This window comes from Serratia sp. X3 (genome assembly GCF_014982455.1).
Taxonomy (GTDB): Bacteria; Pseudomonadota; Gammaproteobacteria; order Enterobacterales; family Enterobacteriaceae; genus Serratia; species Serratia ureilytica.
In genome coordinates this window covers 49864-67877 of the sequence record NZ_JADCNB010000012.1, presented here as the reverse complement: position 1 = coordinate 67877, position 18014 = coordinate 49864, and the positions used below count along the sequence as shown (strand labels likewise).

At 56.1% G+C, this 18014-nt stretch carries 19 protein-coding genes and 1 pseudogene; 7 read left to right on the top strand and 13 right to left on the bottom strand.

Annotated features, from left to right (window positions below; translation table 11 throughout):
* From IMX17_RS24465 to IMX17_RS24425, 9 genes and pseudogenes are all read right to left on the bottom strand, one after another.
* The coding region (locus tag IMX17_RS24465; protein ID WP_193550310.1) for a hypothetical protein at positions 1-609 on the bottom strand (609 nt) is incomplete at its 3' end.
* A gap of 9 nt (positions 610-618) precedes the next feature.
* Positions 619-1149, bottom strand: a complete 531-nt coding sequence (locus tag IMX17_RS24460) for a fimbrial protein (RefSeq protein WP_182265557.1) — start codon at positions 1147-1149, stop codon at positions 619-621.
* 12 nt (positions 1150-1161) lie between these two features.
* Positions 1162-1653: a fimbrial protein gene (locus IMX17_RS24455; RefSeq protein ID WP_182265558.1), complete on the bottom strand. Its 492-nt coding sequence runs from the start codon at positions 1651-1653 to the stop codon at positions 1162-1164.
* A 12-nt stretch (positions 1654-1665) separates the two neighbouring features.
* Positions 1666-2169 carry a fimbrial protein gene (locus tag IMX17_RS24450; protein WP_182265559.1) on the bottom strand — a complete coding sequence of 168 codons (504 nt, stop codon included), beginning with the start codon at positions 2167-2169 and terminating at the stop codon, positions 1666-1668.
* A 13-nt stretch (positions 2170-2182) separates the two neighbouring features.
* Complete coding sequence (locus IMX17_RS24445; RefSeq protein ID WP_227414696.1) at positions 2183-2833, bottom strand: fimbrial protein; 651 nt, start codon at positions 2831-2833, stop codon at positions 2183-2185.
* A gap of 35 nt (positions 2834-2868) precedes the next feature.
* Positions 2869-3613, bottom strand: a pseudogene (locus IMX17_RS24440) (fimbria/pilus periplasmic chaperone).
* A 14-nt stretch (positions 3614-3627) separates the two neighbouring features.
* Positions 3628-6171, bottom strand: a complete 2544-nt coding sequence (locus IMX17_RS24435; RefSeq protein WP_193550309.1) for an outer membrane usher protein — start codon at positions 6169-6171, stop codon at positions 3628-3630.
* Positions 6172-6235: 64 nt separating this feature from the next.
* On the bottom strand, positions 6236-6778 hold the full coding sequence (locus tag IMX17_RS24430; protein WP_182265562.1) for a fimbrial protein: 543 nt from the start codon (positions 6776-6778) through the stop codon (positions 6236-6238).
* A gap of 100 nt (positions 6779-6878) precedes the next feature.
* The gene (locus tag IMX17_RS24425) at positions 6879-7433 is read right to left on the bottom strand and encodes a fimbrial protein (RefSeq protein ID WP_182265563.1); all 555 of its coding nucleotides are present in this window, start codon (positions 7431-7433) and stop codon (positions 6879-6881) included.
* A gap of 412 nt (positions 7434-7845) precedes the next feature.
* Here IMX17_RS24425 and IMX17_RS24420 point away from each other — a divergent pair, with 412 nt between their 5' ends.
* Positions 7846-8562: a winged helix-turn-helix domain-containing protein gene (locus IMX17_RS24420; RefSeq protein WP_182265564.1), complete on the top strand. Its 717-nt coding sequence runs from the start codon at positions 7846-7848 to the stop codon at positions 8560-8562.
* 42 nt (positions 8563-8604) lie between these two features.
* Here the strand turns inward: IMX17_RS24420 and IMX17_RS24415 are convergent, their stop codons facing one another.
* From IMX17_RS24415 to IMX17_RS24405, 3 genes are all read right to left on the bottom strand, one after another.
* Positions 8605-9093, bottom strand: a complete 489-nt coding sequence (locus IMX17_RS24415) for a hypothetical protein (RefSeq protein ID WP_193550308.1) — start codon at positions 9091-9093, stop codon at positions 8605-8607.
* Positions 9077-9841, bottom strand: coding sequence for a winged helix-turn-helix domain-containing protein (locus IMX17_RS24410; protein ID WP_193550307.1), 765 nt, complete (start codon positions 9839-9841; stop codon positions 9077-9079). The genes IMX17_RS24415 and IMX17_RS24410 overlap by 17 nt, the downstream gene beginning before the upstream one ends.
* A 151-nt stretch (positions 9842-9992) precedes the next feature.
* Positions 9993-11009, bottom strand: coding sequence for a S1C family serine protease (locus IMX17_RS24405; RefSeq protein ID WP_182265566.1), 1017 nt, complete (start codon positions 11007-11009; stop codon positions 9993-9995).
* Between the two features lie 331 nt (positions 11010-11340).
* On the opposite strand from IMX17_RS24405, the gene IMX17_RS24400 reads away from it, so the two are divergent.
* Genes IMX17_RS24400 through IMX17_RS24375 form a run of 6 tightly spaced genes read left to right on the top strand, consistent with a single transcriptional unit; the run spans position 11341 to position 17274 of the window.
* Positions 11341-12753, top strand: coding sequence for a PTS transporter subunit EIIC (locus IMX17_RS24400; protein ID WP_182265567.1), 1413 nt, complete (start codon positions 11341-11343; stop codon positions 12751-12753).
* 30 nt (positions 12754-12783) lie between these two features.
* Entirely contained in the window at positions 12784-14529 is a 1746-nt protein-coding gene (locus IMX17_RS24395) for a sulfatase (protein WP_193550306.1), read from the top strand.
* Positions 14530-14583: 54 nt separating this feature from the next.
* Positions 14584-15300 (top strand): GntR family transcriptional regulator, encoded by a 717-nt coding sequence (locus IMX17_RS24390; RefSeq protein ID WP_046897830.1) that lies wholly within the window; start codon positions 14584-14586, stop codon positions 15298-15300.
* Positions 15297-15629 carry a YidH family protein gene (locus tag IMX17_RS24385; RefSeq protein ID WP_046897831.1) on the top strand — a complete coding sequence of 111 codons (333 nt, stop codon included), beginning with the start codon at positions 15297-15299 and terminating at the stop codon, positions 15627-15629. The genes IMX17_RS24390 and IMX17_RS24385 overlap by 4 nt, the downstream gene beginning before the upstream one ends.
* Positions 15626-15976: a DUF202 domain-containing protein gene (locus tag IMX17_RS24380; RefSeq protein WP_046897832.1), complete on the top strand. Its 351-nt coding sequence runs from the start codon at positions 15626-15628 to the stop codon at positions 15974-15976. Before IMX17_RS24385 ends, IMX17_RS24380 begins: the two co-directional genes overlap by 4 nt.
* Positions 15973-17274 carry an anaerobic sulfatase maturase gene (locus IMX17_RS24375; RefSeq protein ID WP_193550305.1) on the top strand — a complete coding sequence of 434 codons (1302 nt, stop codon included), beginning with the start codon at positions 15973-15975 and terminating at the stop codon, positions 17272-17274. The genes IMX17_RS24380 and IMX17_RS24375 overlap by 4 nt, the downstream gene beginning before the upstream one ends.
* A 47-nt stretch (positions 17275-17321) precedes the next feature.
* Here the strand turns inward: IMX17_RS24375 and IMX17_RS24370 are convergent, their stop codons facing one another.
* A complete protein-coding gene (locus IMX17_RS24370; protein ID WP_182265571.1) occupies positions 17322-18005 on the bottom strand; it encodes a fimbria/pilus chaperone family protein in 684 nt (227 codons plus the stop codon).
* Positions 18006-18014: the final 9 nt, after the last annotated feature.

Sequence of the window (18014 nt, the reverse complement as noted above, 5' to 3'; positions counted from 1 at the left end):
CGACATTTGTGAAGAACATGTAATGTGAAAATCAGCATAAGCGGAATGACCATTAATCTTGGCCGGCGCCAGAACGCCATGATTTATTTCCACATAGGGCTCATTAACCCTGCAAATGGCGGGAGGAGTCTCTGCAGGAGTACATCTTTCACCGACAAACCCTATAGCTCCGACTCTTTTACTATAATATTTAAACCTATAACAAGAGTTCCAGTACCAACGGGATATTCTAATACCAGTAATTTCCTTTCCAAGATACCCTTGAGCTATAAAAAGCTGACCCAACTCCCCCATTGTTTTTGCTTTCCTCGCTCCAGAAACGGTATACGAGGGTTCGCTAGGGGTCTCGTTACTATTGTAGTCATCATTATAGACAAAATATAGGTTATCATCTCTTGCCTCGAAATAAGAACCCTCTGACATAGGATTAGGTGTATCATCATTAATATCCCATGATTCAATGCTCAAACGATCATATGTCCACCGAGTAACGCTGCCCCATTCATTTAGCCCTATCCCACCCTGTACCTTCATTTCATAAGCCAAAGAAAACGCCGCAGAAGAATAGAACACAAAAAACAGCGCCAATATCTTTATTCCCATTTTCATATCTGTAACCTACTCATAAGCCAGACTAAAAGTCGCCACCGCGCTGAACGCCCCGAGCCCAATCGTCTTGCGCTCCAGCGCCTGCGGTTCGCCGCGCACATAGGCCTGCAACGCCAGGGCATTGCCGCCGGCCTGCAGGCCCTGCTTATCACCGCCCTGATTGAGCGGCAGCGCCTTGCCCGCCGGCGTCTCCAACCCGATAGCAATTCCCTTGGCTATACTGCCGCCGGCAGGAGCCAGCAGGCCAGGCAGCGCCACGCTTTCTGTTCCCAACAGCGTCACCGTCACCGTTTTACCCAGGCTCAGATCGCATTCAGCCAGATGAATTTCAAACCTCTGCCCCGGCGTGCGGGTATTGAGGTACAGGTACTTGTCGATGATGGTGCCAAAATCCAGCGTGATCTCCTCCTCCCCCGGCGGGATCACGCACGGCTCCGCCACCAGCGCGCCATGCAGGCGCAGGTTGTTGGCCGCCAGCGCAGCCTCGCCTGCCAACAGCAGTACCGTGGCTACCAGACAATTGCCGATTCTCTTTTTCATCGCCTTTCCCCGTTACTGATAATCGGCCTGCAGCGTCGCCCAGGCCTCGAACGCCCCTTCGATCAGCGCGGCGCCCTCTTTTTTCACCGGCACCGCCTCCAGCCGCGGCGGGTTATCCAGCGTGATCTTCAACGTACTGCCCGGCGTAAACGGTTGATCATCGCGATATACGCGGATCCCTAAATCGCTTTTGTTGGTCGCTAGCGCCTGTTTATCAAACCCGCTGGCGGTTCCGCTCAGGCTCAACGTTAGCCCCCAACTACCGCCGCTCGCACTGTCGCAGGTGATTTGGTAATTCACCGCCTGACGGTAGTTCACCCCGTCTACCTTGTTGATGCCGACCCGTTCGCCGAAATCCACCTCAACCTGATTGTTGTCGTTAATCCGGCACGGCGGCGGCGTCAGCAGCGTGCCACGAAACGTCATTTCGCCTTCGGCCAACGCCACAGATGATGCGCCAGACAGGGTGCCAATCAGCAGCAGGGCTTTTATTTTGTCATTCATGCTTCGCTCCGGTTACTGATAGGCCACCTTCATTGTGGCACCTGCCGTGAATTCGCCACCGCTTAGGGTCACGCCGCTTTGCTTCACCGGCACCGCCCACAGTTCCGGCGTATTTGGGTAGGTAAAATTCAACCAACTGTTGAGCGCCAGATTGCTGCTCCCCTGCTGCAGCTGGATCCCCAGTCCGGTTTTAGTGGTCTTCAACGCCGATGTGTCGAAAGCCGCGCCGGTGCCCTGTACCTGCAGCTTCATCGCATTTTTACTCTGTCCGGAACAAGACAGGGAGTAACTCACAGGTACGCGGTAATTTTTGCCGTCTACCCGAGTGGTCATTACTTCGCCGAAATTCACCTCGATCGTCCGATTGCCGTTAATCACGCACGGCGGTGGCGCCACGATGGTCACCTTAACCGTGACCGTGGTCGCCGCCTGGACACTCAGCGGCATAACCACCAGCAGCGCCCTCAGGCAGCGGACAATCTGTCGGTGGTTCGCCTTTATTCTTACGCCATCCATACTTCGCCCCGCCTCAGTCATAGCTCAGGTGAAAATCCACCGCCGCCCGGTAACTGCCCGCCGCCAGGTTGGCCGCCGTGCGCTCCGGCGTGATGACGTAGCTCAGGCTGTTCTGCCCCGGCGTCAGCAATAGCGGCTTGCCCCGGCTGCCCAGCCGCACGTCTTCACCCCGCACGGTTTCCATGCGCAGCCCCAGACCCGAGACCCCCTGCGCCTTTATCAGCTGCGGGTTATCCGCATCGCGAATCGCCCGAAAACTGACCGTCACCGCCGGCTGGTTTTCGGCCCAGATCAGCCCGCCGGTGCGCAGGTCGCGGCTGCCCGCCGGGCTGCGCAGGCAGTCCGCCAGCCGCAGCTCAAAGCGCACCGGCGTGCCGCGATCGCCAACCTGTTTCAGTTGCCCGGTGCCCACCTCGCCCAGCGCGATATCCTGCCGCGCGCTGGTCATCTCCAGCCGGCAGGCGCTCTCGGTCAGGGCGCCGTGGACATACAATGTGCCGTTGGCGCCGTCGACTTCCCAGTTGTCCGCCGCCTGCGCCGGCGGCAGCAGCCACAGCAGCGCGGTCAGGCTCAATGGTGCCATCATGGCCAGCGCCGCCAGCACGGCGTAATATCGCAGCTCGCTTATCCAGTAAGCGCGTTCCGCCATCAGCTCCCTTGCCATTTATCCTCCTGTCCACTTAGGGTTGTGCGCGCCGGTCAGGCGCCTTTCTTCTCCGGCACCACCTTGCAGATAGTGCCGCTGCAGCTGAAGCTCAGCTGCGGGCGGCCGCCGTAATCGTTGACGTAGGTCAGCACCGGGCTGTTGCCCACGCTCGCCGCGCTCACCGTCAGCGGCGCACTGCCCTTCGGCGGCACCATCATCGGTTCGAACGCTTTCACCGGCACGCTCTTGCTGCTGCCCGCATCCACCAGGGTGACGTAGTACGGCGTCGGGTTGTTCACCACGTTTGTCGCCCTGGCGAGTCAGCGTCAGCTGCTCCTGCGGCGGCGGCGCATTGGTGTCGATGCCCAGCCCCGCCGGGCGATAGAACAGCTTGATGCGCGTCTGCAACGCGATCTGCAGGGTATTCGGTTTGCTGCTTTTCGGCGGGATCTCGCGCAGGTTGAAGTAGTAGACCGTTTCGCGGTCCTGCGGCAGCTGTTTGGCCGCCGGCAGCGCCTGGATCTTCACCTGGCTGGGCTTACCCGGCTCGATGCGCTGCACCGGCGGCAGCACCGTCAGCGGGCTCTGGATCTTGTTACCCTGCTCGTCTTCAATCCAGCCCTGCGCCAGATACGGCAACTGCTTGTTCTGGTTGCTGACGCTCAGGCTCACCGAGTTCTGGCTGCCATCGAAAATCACCCGCGTACGATCCAGGGCGATGGCCGCCTGGGCCTGCGAGACCGTCAGGGCGCCCAGCAGGGCCGCCGTGCCGAATGAAAATTTAAGTTGTTGGTGCATGTCATTAACTCCAATTACTGTAATTCAGTGTTTTCCGTTGTTGCCGGCAACGAATGGCAAGGCAACAACAGGGTATTCATCAACATCTCTGCCGGCAGCGGGCTCGGCATGCGCACTTCACACTGCGCCGCCCCGTTCCAGCGCACCGTCATCGCCTCGCCCGGCTGGATACCGCTGAGATAGACGCTGCCGCCGTCGTTGACGATGCCGGTCTCCTGCTTGCGGCCGTTCAGCACCGTGGCGCCGAACGGCGGTTCGCTGCCGTCCGCCAGCTTGATCACCGCCATCGCCTTAGCCCCCGCTATCACGTCAAACTGCCGGTAACCGATGGCCCCCTCGGTCAGCGTCGCCTGCACCACCGATGTGGTCGCCTCGGCGTTGTCGCCCAGCTGGTTCAGATCGATGCTCGCCTTGTTGCGGTAGTAACTGTTCACGTCGCCGATCACCGCCTTGCCCCAGGCGTTGGTGCGGCTGGTGCGCCCGTAGCCGCGCACCGGCACGTCCGCCACCCCCTGGGTGTCGATCAGCATCCGCGTGCCGCCCGCCATGCCGCTGCGGTGCAACGCCCCGCCCTCCGCCGTCAGCGTCATGCCACCCTGGGCGCTCAATCCCAACGCGCTGTAGCGCCCTTCCTGGTAGCTGGCGTTGGCGCTCAGCCGCGCGATATCGCCCTCGCGGGTGTAGTAGCCGCTGGCGTTGGCACCGCTGCGCGATGTGCCGGCGCTCAGCTGGTAGTTGCTGCGCTCATCAAGCCGGTCGTAGTAACTCACCCGGTGGGTGCTGTCGTTGCGGTTCACCGTGGTGTTGTAACTCAGCGTCGCGCGCTCGCCCCACGGCATCGACAGCGACAGGTAGGCCCCGTCGTCCTTCATTCCGTTGTACTGGTTGCGGTAGGCCGACAGCGACAAGCTCAGGTTGCGGAACCGGTCGATATCGAAATAGCGCGACAGCGTCAGGTTGTAGCGGTCGTTGGCTGGCCGGTCCCAGTAGGTCTCATGGCTGTAGTTGAGGTAGCTGCTCAGCCCCCAGTCGCGAAACTGCTTGTTGAAGGAGACGGTGTACATCTCCTTGCCGCTGCCGTTGCGGTTGCCGTAATAGCGCGCGTCCAGGTACTCGCTCATGCTCATGAAATCCTGCTCCGAGAAGCGGTAGCCGGCGAAGGTCACCTGGCTGTCGTACTCATCAAAGCTCTTCGAATAACTCAGACGGTATGAACCGCCGCTCAGCGTCCCCTCCTCCTGCGGTAGCCGCGCCCGCGACTGGGTCGCGTCGAATGACAGCGCCCCGAACACCATCAGGTCACGCCCGAGCCCCAGCGACAGCGCGTTATAGTCGCCGCCCGCCAGCGCGCCGCCGTACAGCGACCAACCGTTGCTTACCCCCCAGGAGAACTCGCCGGTGCCGAACAGCGGCCCCTGCGAGCGATGTTCCCAGTCCGACGGCTTGCCCGCCGCCAGCTTGAAGCGCACCGAGCCGGGGCGCGTCAGGTACGGGATGCTGGCGGTGTTCATCACGAACTCCTGCACGCTGCCGTCCTGCTCCTCCACCCGCACGTTCAGCTCGCCGCTCACCGCGTCGTTGATGTCCTGAATGCGGAACGGCCCGGCCGCCACCGTGGTCTCGTAAATCACCCGCCCCTGCTGGCTGATGACCACCTTGGCGTTGGTCTTCGCCACCCCCACCACCTCCGGCGCATAGCCGCGCAGGTTGGGCGGCAGCATGTTGTCATCCGACACCAGGCTGGCGCCGGTAAAGCGGAAGCTGTCGAACATGCCGGAATCCAGGTAGCTCTCGCCCAGCGTCAGCTTCGAGCGCAGCGCCGGCAGCGCGCGGTAGGCGTAGTAGCGGCTCCAGTCCAGCCGCTTGTCGGTCGGCTGCCCGCTGCCGGTCTGGTGGCTGAGGCTGCCCTGCCAGTCAGCCCGCAGGCGCCAGGCGCCCATATTTGCCCCCGCCGTGCCGTTGCCGCTCAGGCTGTAACCGCGGCTGCCGCTGCGTTGTTGATGCTGGCTCTGGGCGTTGAGGTTATAGTCGAACAGCAGCCCCGGAATGCCCTCGTCCCAGCGCGACGGCGGGTCCCAGTTCTCGGCGGTGTACTCGAGAAACGCCTGCGGAATATTCAGGTACAGCGACGAGGTGGCCAAATCACCCCGCGTCTCCATCCCCGCCACGCTGCTCTCATCCAGGCACTCGCCCTGGTGCCACCAGCGCAGGTCTTTCATCACGCCCTCTTTGAGGCCCAGTTGTGCCACCAGCGCCTGGCTGATGCAGGCGCGGCTGCCGTTCGGGCCGTCCTCCGGCGGGTAGAACGGGATCTGCTGCTCCGGCAAATCGTTTTTGTTGATGTGCACCACCATGCCGTAGGTGCCCGGCATGATGTAGCCGCCGCGCGAGAACTGGCTCAGATCGATGTTCTTGCGGTCATGCACGTCCAGCACGTCGGTGTTGAACTGAATGTCATCGGCGGCATACACCAGCGTCGCGGGAGATCCGAGCGCCAGGGCGATGCACAATCCCAATACCTGAAGACGCGCCAGTTTCCCGGCAGGCGATATATTCATGCTCCGAATCCCTTATAATTATTTTTTATCCCTGTGCTCTTGTAATCAGTCTTCACCGCCGGCCTCAGAAATAATCCAGTTTGAAACGGACGGCCGAGAAATAATCACCGGCCTTCGGCGTATGATTATTGGCGACTAATTTCAGGGCGTAATTCAGCCGCATATTTCCGGGGATAATGTCGCCGCGCGGCATCGGGTAACCCGGCGTGGCAATATTGCCGGCGGCGTCGCTGATTTGCAGCGCAATGCCCGATGCCTCGCCGCGCACGCCAAATAACCCCTCCTCGGCATCGCCGTCAAAGGTCACCTGAAACTGTTTCCAGTCAGGTGAATTTTTATTAGCCCGTTCCAGCGTGCAATTAACCAGTTCGATGGCGAAAGTTTTCATTTGGCTTTGCCCGTCGCGAATAATATCCGCTATCGGCACAACATCCATATCTACGGTCTGATAACGACTCTCGACCGCAATGGCGCAGGCGGTATCGATGATGGCACCTTGCATATTTACCCTGCCCCAGCCCTGAACGGAACCGGCCGCCTGCGCGGTAACAGCCGTGAAGGTAAATAAACAAACTGCCAGCGGAAATATCATGGTTTTAATCCACATAACGTTATTTCCTGATAAAACGTTCCTGAAAAATGCATGCGGGAACCCCGCATGCATTGGCATGTTTAATTCACTTCATTATTGAAGAAATTAATGCGGCTTAGTTATACGCCAGGGTAAAGTCGGCCACCGCCTGGAATTCACCTTCGGTGATGACTGCGGTAGACGCAGCGTCACCCTGCAGGTAAGCGGCGAAGTTCAGGGTGTTAGAACCGCCTTGCAGTGTCTGAGCCTTGGTCGGTTGACCCAGCTTGATCACCGTACCGGAGCCATCGGTAATGGCGACGCTGGCGCCCTTGGCGGTACCGGTAATGCCCAGCAAGCCATTAGTTGGTGTCGCGTTGGACTCCATACCGGTAAAGGTCAGCGCCACTTTGTTTTTTAGCGGGTTACCCTTTTCATCATTGGCAAAGGTGCAGTTCTCCAGAGCGATGGAGAAGTTGCGCGGCGTAGATTTACCGCCGCTCACCAACGCCGCCTTGGAGATCTGGCCCAGTTCCACGGTCTGATCGATGGAATCCGGGTTAATGGAGCACGGCGCATCAATAATTGAGCCGGTGAAAGTCACTTTACCGTGGCCCTGGTCGGCCGCAAACGCAGTAGAAGACAGACCAAAGGCAACCGCCGCCACCATCATGATTTTATTCAGTTTCATAGTTCTTACATTCCTTAGTAAGTGAAAGAGTTAAATAAGACTCACTTTATCTGTAGAAGATAATGTTTCCCGGCTTACCACCATTTCCGTATCAGCACAGGAAACCTTCTGTTTCTGGCCTTCAAACCAGTGAGAACAATCTACTACCACAACTCACTTCTTGAAATATAAAACTACAAATTAAACAAAATTAAGAATATGTATAAATAAAACACCTTAAAAATAGATTTTAACTCCAGCAAAGGGTACGGATTAACCTCCTTGTAAATAAAAAAACCGACCAATTCAGGTTTAATTAACCCATTATCCACGCAATATAAGAAAATTCTAATTTCAACAGCCGCGAGGGAGTTGAAAAAAAATGTCGGCAGCCACAGTATTAAGCACGGACAGATTATTTACAGGGAGCAACATGAAATACATTATAAATAACGCCATCATCTATGATGCGCATAAAGGGACATTATCACTCAGCAAAAGCAACGATAAAGAGGTGGTTTTATTAAAACCTTCACAGCGGCTGCTGTCGTTGTTTATTGAGTACAATAATGAAATTGTGGAGAGGGAACGGTTGCTGGATGAGGTATGGAATAATCATGGTTTAACGGCATCGAACAATAACCTGAGCAATTATATATCAGGGCTGCGCAAGACGCTGTCTCAGTTAGGCCAGGATGACATTCTGGTTACTTACCCGCGCCAAGGATTCAAGTTCGTCGCCGAGTCGATAACCCTTTTAGGGGAAGAAAAGGATGAAGATAATGGCGAAACGCCGAAAGCGCATCCGTTGGCGGAAAAGAACACCCGACGTATAAAACCGCTCATTCTGCTTCTCCTGCCTTTGGCCGCCGGTTTTGTCGCCATCGGCACCGCGCTGTATTATTACACTGCCAATAACGACCTGAGCTTTATCGGTAAATATCGCAGCTGCAACGTGTTCGCCATCGACAGCACGCAGGATATTTCCTCAGCCAGGCGGTTGCTGAGCGAGTTTGATTATGATTGCAACAGCAACGCCAGCGTATACTTATACAATCAGGTTGCCGATGACGACAGCACAGCGGCCGTGATGACCTACTGCCCCAGACAGGGCCTGTCTGCGTGCAAAACGGTAAAGCTGCAACAGTAGGCATAATCTCTTCTGACATCAGAATAGTACCCCGTTAGGGCATCAACGCTTGTTGCAAATAAAATTGGGGGAACGATTGTCGGCAAAGATGTATTGCTGATCATTGATCTTTTCGACCGTAAACAAGATGTCCTTCCCCACCACCGGGAACAGCTTGTCGACTTCTTTATTATTGAGACTATCGTCATTAGAGCGTCGAACGATGTTTGTCGGGCGCAGCAAGAAGCGCCCTTCATTCGCGGTATAAGTCATGGTAATGGTACGCGCTATGGTAAAACGCTCATTATTATAGGTCACGCTGCCGTTGATAATAAATGCGCTCTCCCTTGCATTTATATTGACAATACTGACAAACAACACTCTGGATAACGAATGTTTTTCATCATGATAATCGGTGCGGATCACCGCATTGCATTCCGGCATGACCGGAGCAAAAAACTGCAGGTAGATACCAAAAAATATAAAGACAACTCCAAGAATCATCAGTGATGCAAACACCCCTTTTATTGTTTTTTTATTTTTTGAAAACATAGACATTCTCACAGGCTGCGTTAATGTTCTTTTCATTTTTTGGGCAATAGGCGAAAAAAGTCGCCATAGAGTGCAATGCGCTGAGAACCAACGCACCGCCGTTATAATAATAAACCGTTGCCGGTTTATTGCAGTCAAAGCCGCCTTCCTCGAGGGTATTCTTTACATCCTGCGCCGAAATATTCGTGTGCACCAGCTTGTGGTGGCTGTTAATTATTTCGATTTCACAATTAGCAATACGCTGAGCGGGTATGAACTGCGCCGTCGGAATATAAACCTGGCGCATCCCCACAGCCAATATCACCAGGCCGCCGATAAAAACGGCCATTGCGACACAGAGCCACAAATACTTTATCCGCCGGGCGCCCCCTTTCCCGATAAAAACTTTATTCAATTCAGGATTTTCTTGGTTCCCTGTCTCATCAGTGCGGGCAACCCCCGCCTGAAGCAAAATCCCCTGCTTTGGCAAGGTAACTAACACTTCGCCTTCACCCAGTTCGGTAAACGCCTTGCGTAACTGAGAAAGCGCATTATTCAGATTATTGCCCGACTCGATCTGGCCATAACTGCCCCAAACCTGGCTCAACAAAAACTCGCGGCTTAATACTTTATTATCGTTCCGTACAAAAAATAACAACAATCTATTAACTGTCGCCGTTAACGCAACTTTAGCCTGTTCATCATCAATAACGCAGAGCTCAGAGATATCATCCCGGTAAATAATTCTGTTGTTTATCACATAAGCCATAGCGCACCTCTTATTGAACGCTAAAATGATATCACAACGCAATTTTTATAGGAATATTCTTAATAAAAAAGAATTAGCCTTTTAATACATGGTGTTATACTTAATAGTTATAAAAATCATGTTATTTTCTCTGTCAGAGAATTCCCCTTGGTTATTCGTTATCACAATCATCAACCTTCAGCGATGAAACCCTGTTTTTACCATTTCTTTCCACCGTAACCTCAACATATTGACCCGGCGGCGTCTCTGCAAAGATATTCAAAGCTTCCTGGGCATTATCAATCACTTTTCCTGCCACTTTATTAATGACATCGCCTTCCTGTAAACCGGCGTCGCTCGCAGCCCCCGCGTGTTTTACCCCCGTCACCAGCACATTATATCGCCCCCCCAGTTTTCCATGAATCACAGAGACATTAGCGGCTTCCACGCCGATGCAGCCGCGAATGACTCGCCCATCCGCCACGATTTTTTTCATTACCTGATTCACCAGGCGCACCGGCAAGGCAAAACTGATGCCTTTTACGCTATTCAGATCCTGGTCTACCGAGAAAACCGACGTATTCATGCCGATCATTTCTCCAGATGCATTAACCAGTGGCCCGCCGGAGTTGCCTTTATTGATCGGCGCATCGGTTTGAATAAACGTCTGTCTGCCAATGACGCCGAAGCCGCTGCGGCCAATGGCGCTGACGATACCGTGTGAAACGGAGCCAACCAGGTTGTAAGGATTGCCGATGGCCAAAACAAAATCACCGACTTTGATTTTCTTTTTTTCATCGATACGGATGGGCGTGGTCGCCGCAGGATCCAGTTTCATCACGGCTAAATCGGTCAGTTTGTCGTAGCCCACGACGATCGCTTCTCTTACCGTCGCGTCGCTGAGCAGCGCCACCATGTTCTTGACGCCATTGACCACATGATAATTCGTCACCACATGCCCTCGATTGTCCATAATAACGCCGGTGCCCAACGGGCAACCATAAACAACATCATTACAATCTTTAGAATATATATATACAACGGATGGGAGCGCGCGTTCTATCGCCATACTCAGTGACAATTCATTCACATTTTGCCGGTTCTGGTTAGCGAATTGCTTAAAATAGAGGGTGCTGACGACTGCGCCAATAAACACGCCAATTAACATATGAATAACCTTTTTATTCATCGTACCCTCAAAATGGCAAATGGTTTTTATAAGAACATTCTTCATACCGAAGGTTAAATACACTGACAAGCGAAAATTGACGTAGTCAACAGCCTCAGCCTCAGACTCAAATCTCTGCTCCCTCTGGTTTGAACGCCTTTCCTCCTTCCCTGCAAACCTTTCAAACTCACCAAAAAAACAACATGCTGATTTAATTAAATTTTAAACCCATCACACGCATTATTTCGTTCCGTTCCTGCATAAAAAAACGGCATTGTATGATCGCCCTCACAAACATGATAACATTATATTGTTATAACAAATGGCGACAACAACCAAAAGGAACCTCTGGATGAACTACCCTCTTGTTGGCAGCGCCATTGTTGAGCACAGCGGCGGTTTAAATAACTTACGCCATGTCACTAACTGCATGACACGGGTTCGCATGACCCTGGTCGATCCTGCAAAAGTGAATATTCAGGCGCTCAAAGGCATCGAAGGCGTGCTGGGCGTGGTGGAAGACGATACTTTGCAAGTGATTGTCGGCCCGGGCAAGTCGTCTAAAGTGGCGACGGTAATCAATGAACTGCTGGCCTCGGGCCCGCAAACGGCGCCGCTGAGCGACGTAGAACAAAAAGCGGCGCTGGCGCGCGAGAAATCCCGCAAACCCACGCGCACCAAAGCCGTGTTGAAGCACATCGCCAACATTTTCGTTCCCATCCTGCCGCCGCTGATCGCCGCCGGGATTTTGATGGGGCTGAACAACGTCTTGGTCAACTCCGCCGCCTCCTATGCGCTGACGCACGCCATTGCGGCCAGCGGCGAGCTTTCTCCGGCCCAGATAGTGTTGGATCAGCGCCATCTGCTGGGCCTGAGCCAGTTCCTTGATATCGTTTCCAAAGCGCTGTTCAGCTTCCTGGCCATCTATACCGGTGTCACCACGGCGAAAGAGTTTAGCGGCAACGCCATCATGGGCGGCCTGCTGGGCGCCATCACCATCGCGCCCCAACTGCCGCTTTTGGGGTTAATCCCCGGCCAGGGCGGGTTGATCGGCGTTATTTTCTGCGTCTGGCTAATGTGCGTGCTGGAAAAACAGGTGCGTCGCATCGTGCCCGACATTCTGGACGTGGTCTTGACGCCGACGATCGTGCTGACGGTGATGTCCGGCGCCTTGCTGTTCGCCATCATGCCCGTCGCCGGCCTATTGTCCAACGGCATTCTGCACAGTTTGAACGGCCTGCTGGCCACGGGTGGCCTGGCCGCCGGCTTCGTGCTGGCCTCGCTGTTCCCGTTCCTGATTTCGCTCGGTCTGCACCATGGCCTGTTCCCGATCCATCTGGAGATGATCAATGCGACCGGGCATGCCCCGCTGTTCGCCATCCAGATCATGTCCAATGCAGGCATGGTCGGCGCCGCCACGGCGGTGCTGCTGCTGACCCGCGATCCGGTGATGAAAAAGATCGCCAAAGGCGCCATTCCCACTTCGATCCTCGCCGTAGGAGAACCCACCATCTTCGGCGTGAATATTCCGGCGGGATTCGCCTTTATCACCGGCTCTATCGGCGCCGGCTTTGGCGGCATGATGGTCGTGCTGCTCGGCGTCTCCACCAATGGGGTCGGCGCCGCAGGTCTGTCGGCCCTGCCGCTGATCGCCGACGGCAAATATCTGCAGTATATCTTCGCCTGGCTCACCGGCTGCCTGGCGGCCTTTGTGCTGACCTACATCACGGGCAAGCTGCGCAAATACGATCGGGAAAGCGTCTGACGGGACGGCAAACAGTTTAAGGGAGCAAAAATGAAAGCCATCATGTTGATGTTCGATTCACTGAACAAGCATCTGCTGTCCGCCTATGGCAGCGACCGGGCCATCACGCCCAACTTCCAGCGGCTGAAAGAAAGAACGGTGCGTTTCGACAATTTCTACGTCGGCAGCATGCCCTGCATGCCGGCCAGGCGCGAGATCCATACCGGCCGCTACAATTTCCTGCACCGTTCCTGGTCGCCGCTGGAGCCCTTTGACGACTCCATGCCGGAAATTCTGAAAAAGCACGGTATCCACACCCATCTGGTCACCGATCACAAGCATTACTGGCGTGACGGCGGCGCCACCTACCACTCCCGTTACAGCACCTATGAATTCGTGCGCGGGCAAGAGGGCGATGCCTGGAAGGGCGTGGTCGATAAGCCGGTTTATCAGTATGAGTCCGGCGAACCGGAAGAGATCAAGCAACGCCGCATCGCCAGCCGCACGCAGCATCAAATTAACGTGCAGTTTATGAAGGACGAACAGGATCACCCGCTGGCCAGAACCATCCAGAAAGGCCTGGCGTTCATCGACAAGAACCACGCGGCCGATAACTGGTTCCTGCAACTGGAGTGCTTCGATCCCCACGAGCCGTTTTTCGTGCCGGAAAAATACCTGCGGATGTACGGCATTGACGACGCCAGCGTTTTCGATGGCTGGCCGCCCTATTACTTCGTCACCGAAAGCGAAGAACGCAAGGACGCCATTCAGAAATACTACCTGGCCTTGCTGACCATGGTGGACGACTATGTCGGCAAGGTCCTGGACTACATGGACAAATACGATTTATGGCGGGATACCCTGCTGATCGTCAACACCGACCATGGTTTCCTGCTGGGGGAGCATGAGTGGTGGGGCAAAAACATCATGCCGCTGTATAACGAAGTGGCGAATATTCCCTTCTTCATCTGGCATCCCGAGCACCCTTATCGCGGCGAATCGCGGCAAGCGCTGGCGCAAACCATCGACATTCCTGCCACGCTGCTGGATTTCTTCAAGCTGGACAAACCGGCGGATATGCAGGGCGCCTCTCTGGTGCCGGCGATTTGCGACGATACGCCGATACGCGACTATGCGCTGTTCGGCTACCACGGCTGCCATATCAACATTACCGACGGCCGCTATGTCTATATGCGTTCACCGCAGGTACACGGCGCCGAGAACCTGTTCGAATACACCCTGATGCCCACCAGCATCAACCGCCGGCTGTCCCCTGAAGAACTCCGGCACATGACGCTGCATCCGGGATTCCGTTTCACCAAGGGCTGCCAGGTGTTGCGCATCCCCGCCTCTTCGGTGATGACCCGGGGCGCCGATCGCTTCGGGCACCGGCTGTATGACCTGGCGGAAAATCCGAAGCAGGATCGTCAGTGCCGGGACGCCGCCGTCGCCGAACGCCTGCTGTCCGCCATCCGTTGCATACTGAAACAAAGCGACGCGCCGCAGGAACTCTGGCCTCGCTATCAATTGTCGGCGCCCGCCTCTCCGCTGCTGGGCGCCGATCCGGACTGGGTGCCGGCCTTCAAAGATTATGCGCCGCAACTGCGCTACGGTATGTTGGCCCTGACGCAACATCTGGAAGGCACTCATCAAACGGCAATAATTGATAAACTGAATGCTTCCGCCAAATCCTCATGGACCACCGCCGATCTGTGGGCCTTCGTGCAGCAAGAAGTCCCACCTGAACAGCACGCCAGCGTGTTTTATAAACTGGCGCTGGAAATGCGGCTTGATTGAGAGGTCGCCCCGCCCTTTCGGCGGGGCGACTGCAGAACAGAAGGAAAATTAACGATGGGACAAGAACTGGACTACTCGCGCGGCGCCAAGCCGCTGTATGCCCAGCTGTATGACATCCTGCTGGAGAAGCTGAAAAACGGCGAATACCGAAAGAACGACGTACTGCCGACAGAAGCCGAGTTTGAAGAAATGTTCGGCGTCAGCCGCATCACCGCGCGGCGGGCGCTGGCCGAACTGGTTGCCAAAGGGTTGGTCAAACGTCAGGCCGGCATCGGCACCATGGTCATCAGCACGTCGGAAAAGCAGAACGTCAAGACCCGCATCAGCCTGATCGATGGCCAACAAACGCAGGCGATAGCGCGCAACAACCTTTCGTTGTCACCGATTCAGCCGCCTGAGCCTATCGCGCAGCTGTTCGACACCGACAGCGCGCTGCTGCTAACCCGCACCATTTACCGCAAAAATGAAGTCCCGGCGCAGGTCAACTATATCTATCTGACCCCGCGCTTAAATACGCTGACGCTGTCAGACCTGGAAAAAGGGTTGTACTGCGCGTTGGAACAGCGCAATGAAAATATCGATGCCTTTGAGGACATCATCACGGCCGAACTGCCGACCGCCGAAGACTGCGCAATCCTCAACGTTGCCCCCTCTACTCCGCTGCTGGTCAAAACCCGCAAGGGATACAACGAACGAGGTCAATTGGTGGAATACACCATCGCCAAACATATCGCGCGTTACTATCAATACATCGTCGAGAACAGCAAATGAGCTGGTGGACGCAGGGAAAATCACCGGATTACCGGTTTACATTAGCCAATGAACGCACCTTTCTGGCCTGGATCCGCACCGCGCTGACCTTTATGGCCGCCGCGGTCGGCCTGGATCAGTTGACGGACTCAACATCGCTGAAGGTGTTGATCATCGCGCTGGCGCTTACGGCGGCGGCGCTGGCCTGCTACGCCTACCATCGCTGGGCGGGCAACGAGAAAGCGATGCGGCATGAACAAGCCTTGGGCTATCCACGCCTGCTGATTTGGCTCAGCACGGGCCTGGCGGCAGGGATATTGCTGACGCTGGCCACATTGGTTCAGCCATGAACGCCGCTTGTCCGCAGCGCGATCCTGGCCTGCAGCCGGAAAGAACGGCGCTGGCGTGGCAGAGAACCGCATTCTCTCTATTGCTGCTGGCGCTTATCACCGCGCGTACCGGCCTTTACCGCGAAGAATATGTGCTCGCCGCACTGGGCTGCGTTTCTTTTTTCGTGGCGATGCTGTTGGTATTTGGCTCTTTTGTTCGGCAAAAATCGCTGATGGGCGCGATGGCGCTCCCGCTTGTCTGGTCGGCGTGGTTTAAAAGATTGCTCAGCCTCGCCCTCTTGTTTAATGCGCTGGGTCTCGCGCTGCACAGCGCGCTCATGCTGTTATCGGAAGGAAGTATTCAATGACGGCTACCCACGGTTGTCTGGTGATGGCAAAGCCCACCGGATCGGTTTGCAACATCGACTGCACCTACTGTTTTTATCTTGAAAAAGAGGCGCTTTATCCCGAACGCCAGCAGAACTGGCGCATGTCAGATGAAACGCTGGCGCTGTATATTCAACAGCATATCCAAGCTCAGGATGGCGAGCAGGTGATGTTCTCCTGGCAGGGCGGCGAGCCCACCATGATGGGGCTGCCTTTTTTCCGTCGCATCGTCGAACTGTGCCAAAAATATGCCGGCGGCAAGCGCATTCAACACGCGCTGCAAACCAATGGGCTATTGCTGAACGATGAGTGGGCGCGCTTTTTCGCCGAACACCGCTTCCTGATCGGCATATCGATCGACGGCCCGCAAGCGCTGCACGATCGTTATCGCACCTCGCGTTCGGGCAAAGGCACCCATGCCCAGGTACTGGCCGCCCTCACTCTGCTGCAAGAACACGGCGTCGACTTCAACACGCTCACCGTGGTCGGTAAGCATAACGTCGGCCAGGCGCGCGAGGTTTACGAATTTCTTTTGGCCGCAGGCTCTCGCCATATTCAATTCATTCCATTGGTTGAACGCTTGAGCACGGCGCAGAGCGCCGCGCTCAAGCTGGTAATGCCGGGTGAAAGCGCCGCCACGCTGGCGCCCTGGACAGTGCCTGCCTGGCAATACGGCGAGTTTCTCAATCAGATTTTCGATATCTGGGTACGGCGGGATGTCGGGCACGTCTCTGTACAGATGTTTGACGTGGCGCTTTCCGCCTGGTGCGATCAGCCGCCGGTGCTGTGCGTATTCGCCGAAACCTGTGGGCACGCCTTCGCTCTGGAAGCCAATGGCGATCTGTATAACTGCGATCACTTCGTCTATCCGGAGCATCGGCTGGGGAATATTCATCAGCAAGATATCCGCACCTTAAATAACAGTGAGCAGGCACATACGTTTGGCCGCGCGAAAAAGACGTCGCTAACGCCGGATTGCCGCCAATGCGAATTCAGGTTTGTCTGCCATGGCGGCTGCCCCAAACACCGCTTCGCCGTGTCGCCGTCCGGTCATCCTGGGCATAACTATCTCTGCCCGGGATACAAGCATTTCTTCCGGCATATCTCTCGCGAAATGAACCTGATGAAGGACTTGCTCGCCAACGGCTACCCGGAACAGGCCATCATGTACGCGTTGGCTCAGGAACAGCGGGCCGGCGCAGGCAGCGCCAAACCCAATGCTCCCTGCCCGTGCGGCAGCGGTAAAAAGTATAAGAAGTGTTGCAGTGCGAAAAAATAAGCCCAAAAGCCCGGTAAACGTCACCGGGCCCCTTAACTTGCATCACGCTACTTCACCGCCAGCGTGACCGCGTCCTGCTTGAAGCCGTAGCGGCTCAGCGGCGTGATCACCACCGACGTCGGTCGCCCTTCCACCGCCAGCGTCTGCGTCTCGCCCGCCATCAGGTAGTAGTTCTCCAGCGTCACCACCTTGCCCGACGGCTGCAGCGTCAGCTGCGGCGCCAGCCGCACCACGTGCAACCCGCCGTTGCTGAGCGTCAGCCGACCGTCCGCCGCGCTCAACCGCAGGTCGTCCCACGGCGTCTTGCTCACCGCCACCGATTTCGGCTGCAATATCAGCCCGATGCTCTGACGCACCGGCATCCGCGCGCTGTTGTCCACCGCCTGCCCTATCCCCTCGAACGACGCCTTCAGCATCACCTCGTGCGGCAGCGCCGTCCCCGGCTTCAGCACGAAGTTCACCTGCTGGCTCTGCCCCGCCTCGATGCGCGCTATCGGCGGCGACAGCAGCACCGCCTTGCTGAACCCTTTGCCATCCAAGTCCTCCACCTTCGTCGCCAGCAATATCGGCTCCGACGAGCTGTTACGGATGCTGAAGTTCACCCGCCCCGGGTTCTCCTCCAGCACGATGCCCATGCTCTCCAGCTGAAACGACGCCCCGGCGGAATGCGCCAGCCCCAGCGTCAGCCACAGCCCGCCCAGCAGCTGCGCCAGGCTCCGTTTTATCGTCATGATTACTCC

Bases quoted from the DNA above. Each gene is read 5' to 3' on its own strand.
- IMX17_RS24410 (WP_193550307.1), bottom strand. From the start codon at position 9,841: ATGGCTTATGTGATAAACAACAGAATTATTTACCGGGATGATATCTCT.
- IMX17_RS24450 (WP_182265559.1), bottom strand. From the start codon at position 2,169: ATGGATGGCGTAAGAATAAAGGCGAACCACCGACAGATTGTCCGCTGC.
- IMX17_RS24460 (WP_182265557.1), bottom strand. From the start codon at position 1,149: ATGAAAAAGAGAATCGGCAATTGTCTGGTAGCCACGGTACTGCTGTTG.
- IMX17_RS24435 (WP_193550309.1), bottom strand. From the start codon at position 6,171: ATGAATATATCGCCTGCCGGGAAACTGGCGCGTCTTCAGGTATTGGGA.
- IMX17_RS24390 (WP_046897830.1), top strand. From the start codon at position 14,584: ATGGGACAAGAACTGGACTACTCGCGCGGCGCCAAGCCGCTGTATGCC.
- IMX17_RS24415 (WP_193550308.1), bottom strand. From the start codon at position 9,093: ATGTTTTCAAAAAATAAAAAAACAATAAAAGGGGTGTTTGCATCACTG.
- IMX17_RS24420 (WP_182265564.1), top strand. From the start codon at position 7,846: ATGAAATACATTATAAATAACGCCATCATCTATGATGCGCATAAAGGG.
- IMX17_RS24400 (WP_182265567.1), top strand. From the start codon at position 11,341: ATGAACTACCCTCTTGTTGGCAGCGCCATTGTTGAGCACAGCGGCGGT.
- IMX17_RS24380 (WP_046897832.1), top strand. From the start codon at position 15,626: ATGAACGCCGCTTGTCCGCAGCGCGATCCTGGCCTGCAGCCGGAAAGA.
- IMX17_RS24385 (WP_046897831.1), top strand. From the start codon at position 15,297: ATGAGCTGGTGGACGCAGGGAAAATCACCGGATTACCGGTTTACATTA.
- IMX17_RS24375 (WP_193550305.1), top strand. From the start codon at position 15,973: ATGACGGCTACCCACGGTTGTCTGGTGATGGCAAAGCCCACCGGATCG.
- IMX17_RS24395 (WP_193550306.1), top strand. From the start codon at position 12,784: ATGAAAGCCATCATGTTGATGTTCGATTCACTGAACAAGCATCTGCTG.
- IMX17_RS24430 (WP_182265562.1), bottom strand. From the start codon at position 6,778: ATGTGGATTAAAACCATGATATTTCCGCTGGCAGTTTGTTTATTTACC.
- IMX17_RS24445 (WP_227414696.1), bottom strand. From the start codon at position 2,833: ATGGCAAGGGAGCTGATGGCGGAACGCGCTTACTGGATAAGCGAGCTG.
- IMX17_RS24405 (WP_182265566.1), bottom strand. From the start codon at position 11,009: ATGAATAAAAAGGTTATTCATATGTTAATTGGCGTGTTTATTGGCGCA.
- IMX17_RS24455 (WP_182265558.1), bottom strand. From the start codon at position 1,653: ATGAATGACAAAATAAAAGCCCTGCTGCTGATTGGCACCCTGTCTGGC.
- IMX17_RS24425 (WP_182265563.1), bottom strand. From the start codon at position 7,433: ATGAAACTGAATAAAATCATGATGGTGGCGGCGGTTGCCTTTGGTCTG.
- IMX17_RS24370 (WP_182265571.1), bottom strand. From the start codon at position 18,005: ATGACGATAAAACGGAGCCTGGCGCAGCTGCTGGGCGGGCTGTGGCTG.